The sequence below is a fragment of the Methanobrevibacter sp. genome, assembly GCF_036307625.1.
Taxonomy (GTDB): Archaea; Methanobacteriota; Methanobacteria; order Methanobacteriales; family Methanobacteriaceae; genus Methanocatella.
Map to the genome: position 1 here is coordinate 1 of NZ_JAXJXF010000041.1, position 9706 is coordinate 9706.

At 31.0% G+C, this 9706-nt stretch carries 1 protein-coding gene; it reads right to left on the minus strand.

Annotated features, from left to right (window positions below; translation table 11 throughout):
• Positions 1-8850, minus strand: an 8850-nt coding sequence (locus UIB65_RS02730; RefSeq protein WP_330039599.1) for a non-ribosomal peptide synthetase, incomplete at its 3' end; no start/stop codon positions are given.
• Between the last annotated feature and the right edge of the window lie 856 nt (positions 8851-9706).

Sequence of the window (9706 nt, forward strand, 5' to 3'; positions counted from 1 at the left end):
ATTATATGCTTTGGTCAAATCATTAAAGAAAATGCCTTGAGATACTCCATCAGAAATAATATGATGGAAATCAATGAATAATATGGTTTCCGTTGGAGTTTTATAGATTTTAAATCTAAATAATTGATTATTGTCTAATGGAATTGGTTTTATGTCTCTCTCCATTATTTCCCCATTACTAATAGAATCTATTTCGACAATTTCTATTTCTTCAATTTCAGCATTGTCACATCTTTTTTGGAATATTTTTCCATCATCAGTATTGATAATTCTTGTTTTGAGATATGGATGTGCATTAACAGTTTTAATAACAGCATCTCTAAGTTTATTAGGATCAACATTACTTTCAAACCTTATTGCAAAAGGCATGGTGTATTTGATTTTTTCAGTTTGCATACACTCATAGTAAATTCCCATTTGATTTGAGGTCAATGGGAAATATTCCATATCTTTTGCAGTTTCAATAATTTCATCCACATCTATTTCAGATTCTATATTATTGTCAATTTTATCTGCAAGCGATTTTATTGTTGGATTTGTGAACAATGAGGTTACATCAATATTCACACCCATTTCATTGAAAATCATTGAGTTTAATTTCATTAATGTTAAAGAAGAGAAACCCAATTCATATAAATCATCTGTTGTACCGAATTTAGTTGTATTTGCAATGGAGGCAACAAGTTCAACTAATTTTTCTTCAGTTTCACCTTCAGCTTCAACATAATCTAGATTTAATTTTGGTTTTGGAAGTCTTTTAATATCTGTTTTACCATTTGGAGATATTGGCATTTCATCAAGCTGCATAAATACAGTTGGAACCATATATTCGGTTAATTTATTTCCCAAATACCTTTTCAAGAGATTTATATCTATTTCTTCATCGGATGTGAAATAAGCACATAAATGTTCAACATTATTGATTTTCTCAATTACAACAACAATCTGCCTAATACCTGGGAATCTGGCAATATTGGATTCAATTTCACCGAGTTCTATTCTCAATCCTCTTAATTTAATTTGGTTGTCAATTCTTCCTTTGATTACCAGTTCGCCATTTGGAAGTTCAATAGCATAGTCCCCACTTCTGTAATATGGAATATCATTAATATATATGAATACTTCTTTGGTTTTTTCTTCCATATTGTAATATCCTCTTGCAACACCATTTCCTCCAATGTATAGTTCACCCATTACTCCGGAAGGCAGTAATTTTCCGTCGATATCCCTTACTTCAGTTATGCAGTTGTGCAGAGCTTTTCCAACAGTTATATTTTCAGCATCAATAAGTTTATGAGTATTACATGTTACTGTTGTCTCAGTTGGACCGTAAATATTATACACTTCCAAATCAGGATACTCTAAAAGTCGTGAAATCAGATCCTGAGGCACCATTTCCCCACCAACACCTATATACTTGAAGGCAGGTACCTGTTTAGCGAATTCCTCATATTCCAAATATTGTTTAAATCTTGATGGTGCGGTAAATGTGAGTGCATCTGGTTTTTCTCTTTTAACTAACTCAGCTAATTCCTTAATATTTTTTATTTCACTATCGTTAGCAAGCACCATTTCCAAACCGTAGGTCAACGGCATGAAATCAAGTAAAAATGCATCAAAAGATACAGTTGAAAGGGCAAGAGTCCTTTTCATTTTTGAATATGCATTATATATTACACTATCTTCGCTTTTTGAGAACAGATTTGTAATATTCATATGGCTGGTCATTACTCCCTTAGGATTGCCTGTAGAACCTGAAGTGTAAATCATATAAGCCACATCATCAGGATTAATTTCCACTTGAGGATTTGAGGCATTCTCCTCTTCGAGCAATTCATTAATATCTATTGAATTTTCAATCACCCCATCAGCTATTAAATAATCAGCCTGACTGTTTTCAAAAATATAATCAATTCTTCCTTTAGGGTAGTTTATATCAATAGGGATGAATGCACATCCTGCTTTTAAAACACCCAAAATAGCTGAAATAAGGTTGCTGTCCCTTGGAAGCATTACCAACACATTACTGTTAGGATTGATTCCTCTGTTTATAAGGGCATTAGAAACACGATTTGCTTTTTGGTTAAGTTCACTATAGGTCAATGAACCATCACTTGCAACTAATGCAATGTTTTCCGGAGTTTCATCAACCTGTTTTTCAAAGCGTTTATGGATAAATGGAATTTCCACATCGACAAATTCATGTGATTCAACATCATCTTTTAATTTTACATCACAGATTCTGCAACTGTCAATATCATTTTCAATGAATTGAACTAAAATGTTCTTCATAGATTGTATGAATGTTTTAACATAATCTTCACTGTAGAGCTGGTCATTATATTCCATGATAACATTAAACTCATCACCGTTATCATAAATAGCTAAATTGATTTTAGACTCAACTGTAACCATATCAAACCCAGATAGCTCTTGTGGGATGTACTCCTTATCATTTATTATAATTTCATCGGATTCCAGGAATTCATGATAATTGTAGAAGAATTCAGGTTTTAATTGATATTTTTCAGCAATTTTAATATATGGATATGCAGTATTTCTTAAGGTTTCTTTCCAAGTTTGGTCAACAGATTTAATGAAATTTCTGACTGACACATGCCTGTTTTCATTATTGATTATAAACGGAACAGTTTTTACCAAAAATCCTTGAGTATTGAAATAACTTGGACTTGATCTTCCATTGAATATTGTTGTTATTAATGTTTTGTCACTAAATGTGAATTTGTTTAGATTTAAAATGGTGCTTGCGATAAACAAAGCATTTTTACTTATAGAATTATCATTACAGAACTCATTAATTAATTCTGAATCAATAATTTCAGAAACATTTTTTATTTTACCCTCATCAGGATTTCCATTAAGATCTGGAGTTAAAACCGTGGATTCTATTCCCTGAGTCAATTTATCATCAAAAAATGCCTCTGCAGATTGATATATTTCACTATTTTCAGCATCTTTTTCCAGAATACTGTAGATATAACCATCGATTATTTCTTCAGACATATCTCTATTTTCATAGATATCTGCTATATCTCTAAATAAATTATTTTGCGATACTCCGTCAGTAATTATATGATGGAAATCTGTGAATAAGACAACTTCATCAGGAGTTTCATATATTTTGAATTTGAACAATTGACTATCTTCTATAGAGATTGGACCAACATCATTTCTAACAATGTCTTCATCACTAATGCTATCGACTTTAACAATTTCAATGTCGTCGATTGCTGCATCATCACATCTTTTCTGTTTTAATTCACCATCATGATTTACAATTCTTGTTTTAAGATATGGGTGTGCTTCAATAGTATCAACAATTGCTTGTTTAAGTTTATTTGCATCAACATCACTACCAAATTTTACTGTTGTAGGCATTGTATACTTAATCACATCAGGATTTTGCTTACACTCATAGTAAATACCTAATTGATTTTCAGTCAAAGGATAATACTCCATGCCTTTAGCTGATTCAATAAGCTCTTGAAGACCAGCCTCTTTTTCAGAGGAATTGTCAATTTCTATTGCAAAGTTTTTAACTGTTGGCTCATTAAATAATATGGAAACGTCTAAATTAGCACCCATTTGCTCATAGATTATGGAATTTAATTTCATTAATGTCAATGAAGTAAAACCAATAGCGTATAAGTCATCTGTAACACCAAATTCATCAACATCTGCAAGGGATGAAACAATACCATATAATTCTTCTTCGGTTTCAGTTTCAGGCATCACCAAAGCCAATTTAAGTTGAGGTTCAGGCAGTTGTTTCAAGTCCGTTTTGCCGTTCGGTGTTTGCGGCATTTCATCAAGCTGCATGAACACGGTCGGAACCATATAACGAGTAAGACGACCTTTTAAAAATTCCTTTAAATCATCATTGTCAATTTCACAATTAGCAGTGAAATATGCACACAAATGTTCATTATTATTAATCTCTTTAATTACAACAACAGCCTGCCTTATATCTGGATATTGACCAATATTGGTTTCAATTTCACCAATTTCTATTCTTAACCCTCTGAGTTTAATCTGATTATCTATTCTTCCCTTAATGTCAATTTCACCATTCGGAAGTTCAATAGCATAGTCTCCACTCCTGTAATATGGAATGCCATCAATAGTTAAGAATGATTCTTTGGTTTTTTCTGGCATGCCATAATATCCTTTACCTACACCAGTACCTCCAATGTATAATTCACCCATTACACCATCAGGAAGTAATTTACCATCTATGTCACGAACATCAGTGACATAATTGGTTAAAGGAGGACCCACAGTCAAATCGTTTACATCAGTGACCTCTTTGTTGTTTGAAGTGATTGTTGTTTCGGTTGGACCGTAACTGTTATAGACAACTGCATCACTGTATTTTCTTAAATCTTCATAAACTTTTGCTGAAAATTTCTCCCCTCCAATGAAAAAACACTTTAAGCAAGATATAACCCTGCAGAATTCATTTACCTCAAGATAAGAAGCAAGTCTTGAAGGAGTAATTTCTAAAACTTCAGGTTTATTTTCATCAATTAACTTGATTAAAGAAGGAATATTTTTGATTTGAGAATCATCAGCAAGTATCAATTTCAACCCATTTGAAAGAGATGTCAAAATATCATCAACAGACACATCAAAAGAGATAGTTGTAATACAAAGCAAACTATCATAAGTGGATTTAGGGTTTTGAGCCTGATTACAGATGTTTTTATGACTAATCATTACTCCTTTAGGATTACCTGTTGAGCCTGAAGTGTAAATCATATATGCCAAATCATCAGAATCAACATTAACGTCAGGATTTTCTGAATTGCCGTCTTTAAGTAATTCTTCAATGTCTAAAGATTTTTCTCCGGATTCATTGGCAATAATATAATCCGCATGACTGTTTTCATAAATATAATTTATCCTCTCCTGAGGATATTCCGGATCAATCGGAATGAATGCACAACCTGCTTTAAGGATACCCAAAATGGAAGCAATCAAATTACTGTCCCTTGAAAGCATTACCAAAACATTACTTTTCGGCTTTACTCCTCTTTTAATCAAAGCATTTGCAACAACATTTGCTTTTTCATCCAATTGCTTGTAAGTCAATGTGGCATCACTTGCAACAAGAGCAATTTCATCACCTTTGTTGACAACTTGTTTTTCAAAGCGTTTATGTAAAATCGGCATACCAACATGTGTGAATATAGGTGTCTCTTTATTTTCACCCAATTCGATTTCACCAATGCTTAATTTTTCAATATCCTCTTCATTTAATTGATTGATTACATCAATCATGCAATTTAAGAATGCATCAATGTAATCTGCGCTATACAATTGGTCATTGTACTCAAGGAATAATTCAATATTATCCCAAGTTTCATTAATTTCCAAGGATATCTTATAATTAACTTCAAGTGAATTCAAATATTTGACTTTATAAGTTTTACCATTAATCTCAATTTTTTCAGAGTTAAGATCATTGTATGCATAGAAAAACTCTGGTTTCAATCCAAACTCTTCAGAAATCTTAGTATAAGGATAATCAGAATGACTAATGGTTTCCATCCAGATATCATTGACTGAATTTAAATAATCTTTAAATGATAATGTCCTATCCTCATTGATTGAAACAATTGGGAGCGTTTTAACTAGCAATGCCTGAGTGTTAAAGTAGGATGAATTTGACCTTCCATTGAAAATAGTTGTAATCAATGATTTGTCGTTGAATGAATACTTATTCAAGTTCAGCATAGTCACTGCCATGAATAAAACATTAGGAGTTATCCTGTTTTCACTGCAAAACCTATTAACCAAATCAAGGTCGATATTTTTGGAAATTGATTTTAAAATTCCTTCTTCAAAATTACCATTCAAATTAGGAGTCAGTACAGTCGAATCAACTCCTTGAGTTAATTTATCCTGGAAGAATTTTCTAGACAATTCATATTTTTCGCTGTTTTCATTTTCACTTTCAATTATACTGTTAATGTAACCATTGATTGTTTCTTTTTCAATTTCAATTCCCTGATAGGCATTGGAAATATTTGTAAACAACTTATCTAATGATTCACCATCGGAAATGATATGGTGTATATCTGAGAACAAAATTGTTTCACCAGGAGTTTTATAAGTTTTAAATCTGAATAACTGGTCATTATGCAAATCAAATAGCTTTAGATTTTCTTTTTCAATTTCCTCATCAGAAATATTACTTACATTAACAATTGGAATATCCTCAATAGCTATTGAATCATCACGTTTCATCAGCACTTTACCTTCTTGTGAAACAATTCTGGTTTTAAGATAAGGATATGCCTCAATTGTCTTAATGATAGCGTCACGTAATCTATCCGCATCAACTTCACTGTCAAATCTTATGATGGATGGTAGATTATATTGTGCAACATCAGCGCTTTGAATACACTCATAATATATTCCCATTTGATTTTCTGTCAATGGATAATAAACCATATCCTTAGAGGATTCTATTACACTATTCAAATCTAGAATATCATTGTTTTCTATTTCATTTGCAATATTTTTAATTGTAGGGTCATTTAATAATGAAATAATATCTAAATTAACACCCATTTCCTCATAAATCCTTGCATTTAATTTCATCAGTGCCAATGAAGTAAATCCTACAGCATACAAATCATCAGTAGTACCGAACTCCTTTGTTTTACTGATGGATGAAGCGATTTCATGCAATATTATTTCAGTTTCAGTTTCTGGTAGTGTAAATGACAATCTAAGTTGTGGTACTGGCAGTTGTTTCAAGTCTGTCTTGCCATTTGGTGTTTGCGGCATTTCATCAAGCTGCATGAACACGGTCGGAACCATATAACGAGTAAGACGACCTTTTAAAAATTCTTTTAAATCATTTATATCAATCTCTTCATCGGCAGTATAATAAGCACATAAATGTTCATTATTGTTAATCTCTTTAATTACAACAACAGCCTGCCTCATATCCGGATATTGACCAATATTGGTTTCAATTTCACCCATTTCTATTCTTAACCCTCTGAGTTTAATCTGGTTGTCTATTCTTCCCTTAATGTCAATTTCACCATTCGGAAGTTCAATAGCATAGTCTCCACTTCTGTAATATGGAATGCCATTGATAGTCAGGAACACCTCTTTGGTTTTTTCAGGCATGTTGTAGTATCCTTTTCCAACACTGATACCTCCAATGTATAATTCACCCATTACACCATTAGGTACCAATTTACCATCAACGTCACGAACATCAGTGACATAATTGGCTAAAGGGGGACCTACAGTCAAATCGTTTACATCAGTAACCTCTTTGTTGTTTGAAGTGATTGTTGTTTCTGTTGGACCGTAACTGTTATAGACAACAGCATCACTGTATTTTCTTAAATCTTCATAAACTTTTGCTGAAAATTTCTCTCCCCCAATGAAAAAACACTTTAAGCAGGATATGACCTTGCAGAAGTCATTTATCTCAAGATAAGAAGCAAGTCTTGAAGGAGTAATATCTAAAACTTCAGGTTTATTTACATCAATCAATTTAATAAGCTCAGGAACATTTTTGATTTGAACATCATCAGCAAGTATCAATTTCAACCCATTTGAAAGAGATGTCAAAATATCATCAACAGATACGTCAAAAGAGATAGTTGTAATACAAAGCAAACTATCATAAGTGGATTTAGGATTTGAAACCTGATTACAAATGTTTTTATGGCTAATCATTACCCCTTTAGGATTACCTGTTGAGCCTGAGGTGTAAATCATATATGCCAAATCATCAGAATCAACATTAACGTTAGGATTATCTGAATTGCCATCTTTAAGCAGCTCTTCAATGTCTAAAGATTTCTCTCCAGATTCATTGGCAATAATATAATCCGCCTGACTGTTTTCATAAATATAATTTATCCTCTCCTGAGGATATTCCGGATCAATCGGAATAAATGCGCAACCTGCTTTAAGGATACCCAAAATGGAAGCAATCAAATTACTGTTCCTTGAAAGCATTACCAAAACATTACTTTTCGGCTTGACACCCTTACTTATTAAAGCATTTGCAATAACATTTGCTTTTTCATCCAATTGCTTGTAAGTCAATGTGACATCACTCGCAACAAGAGCAGTTTCATCACTTTTCTCCATTACCTGCTTTTCAAAGCGTTTATGAATCAAAGGCATTTCAACTTCGCTGAAGACAACATTTTCATTTTCGCTGCCAATAGAAATATCGCAGATATTTGTTTTATCAATATTAGCATTAACTATTTCATCAACTATTTTTTCAAGGCTTGATAAGAATAAATCAACGAAATCTTTGGTATATAACTCATTATTATAAAATAAGGATAATAAAACAGTTTCATCATTTTCAACAATGTTTAGATAATTGGAATATTCTTCTTTTGATTTTAAATCATCATCAAATGTATAATAAAATTCAGGCTTTAAAGGAAGATTATCTATGTTGCAATATTCATCGAATTCCAACGTTTTAATATAATCCTCATGAATATTTTCTAGAAATTCCCTAATAGACATTTGTCTGTTTTCAAATTTGGTTGCAAATGGAACATTATTTTGATTGAAAATTAAAGTTTTATATGAAAAATTAAATTTATTAAGTGTTAACGTTAAACTTGCCAATAAAAGTTCATTAATTGAAATTGAATTGGATTTAGCGAAACCAATTAACTTCTCTTTTTTAATTTCATATTCTGACTTTTCAATTAAGCCTTTTTCTTTTTCTCCATTCTTATTTGAAGCAATTAAAGTTGATTCATCAAAGTCCATACACAATTCTGAAAAATATTCACTGCAAAAATCACTTGTTATATCATCCATCATATCAAACCTTCAAATTCATTATAACTAATGAATATTATTATAACTATCTAATAAATAATTTATCAAAAAGATATTATTTTTTAGTAAAAAAGATAATTTTTATAATTAAAAAACAAATCACTGCCCATATTATGATGGAGGTTATCAATATGTTTTAATTTTAAATCTTTTTGTAATATATACAGATAACAGAATCATTACTCCAAGCACCAATAGAAAAACAGAGCATATCCATTGCACAGTTGCAGAAGATATTGTAAAATCATTCATACAATAAGGCAAACTTGTTGTTACAATACTTTATGAAATTAAAGTAATTGAAGAATGCAGTATAATTATAATTAAAGTTATTAAACCATTTTATTTTTCAAATTCCATATTCCATAATTCCTAATAATTGTCCAAATACGAAGCCTGAATCCTCACCAACGAATGAAAATGAAAAAATCAAACTTTAATAACAAACACTCCCCATAACAAATATTGCAGGCACTAAATTTAAGATATGAAGAAGAAATTAAAATTAAAGGGTGTCCGCCAAAATTGATTTTTGATTTTTTGTCAAAAAATTTTTTAGCTTAATTTTTATTATTTTTACTATATTCTTTTAAATTTTTATTTATTTTAATTTTTGTAGATTATTTATTTTTTAAATCGTTATTAGATTTCACATTGTTTTTATTTTTTGTTTTAATTGATTTTTAGATAGTTAAGTTTATATACTTGGTTGTATATATTTTATATTAAGTATAAGTTGATTTGGTGTTGTTTTTTATGGTTAAAAGAAAGTTAAATAAGAATCAGACAAAATTAGGTATTAAGACACTTGATTGGAATGTTCCAGCACAATATAATC